This window comes from Clostridium sp. BL-8, assembly GCF_002006495.1.
Lineage (GTDB): Bacteria > Bacillota > Clostridia > Clostridiales > Clostridiaceae > Clostridium.
Window position 1 is genome coordinate 1 of the sequence record NZ_LZZL01000215.1, and the last position, 687, is coordinate 687.

Genomic DNA, 687 nt, shown 5'->3' on the forward strand with positions numbered 1-687 from the left:
ATGTTGTTGAAAGTGTTAATGTTCATGAGGACATTAAGTTAGGACTTCCAACTAGAGATAAATATATTGAAAACTACAAAAGAACAATAGAAAAGTTAGCTAAGGTTGGTGTAAAAGTAATCTGTTACAATTTTATGCCAGTATTCGATTGGTTAAGAACAGATTTATATAAGAAGACAGAAGATGGATCAACAGCCCTTTTTTATGAAAAGGCAAGAATTACTGATATAGATCCAATGGAATTGGTTAACAAGATAGCATCAAATCCAGATTTAACAATGCCAGGTTGGGAACCAGAAAGATTAAAGAATTTAACTCAGCTTTTTGAAGCATATAAGAATGTGACAGAAGAAGATTTATGGAATAACTTAAAGTATTTCTTAGAACAAATTATACCAGTAGCAGAAATCAATGATATTAAGATGGCGGTTCATCCGGATGATCCACCTTGGTCAATATTTGGTCTACCAAGAATCGTTAAAGACAGAAATGATTTAGCAAGATTGTTAAAGCTTGTTGATAATCCATACAATTGTCTTACTCTTTGTAGTGGTGCTATAGGTTCAAACCCTAATAATGATGTACCAGCAATGATAAGAGAATTTGGAAATAGAATTGCTTTTGCTCATATTAGAAATGTAAAGATTTATGATAATGGTGATTTTATTGAAACTTCTCATAGAACTT

1 protein-coding gene is annotated in these 687 nt (G+C 31.3%); it reads left to right on the forward strand.

Translation table 11 applies throughout. From position 1 onward, the window contains the following. Positions 1-687 (forward strand): mannonate dehydratase (gene uxuA, locus CLOBL_RS27295; protein WP_077861848.1); only part of this gene is annotated, 687 nt, incomplete at both ends.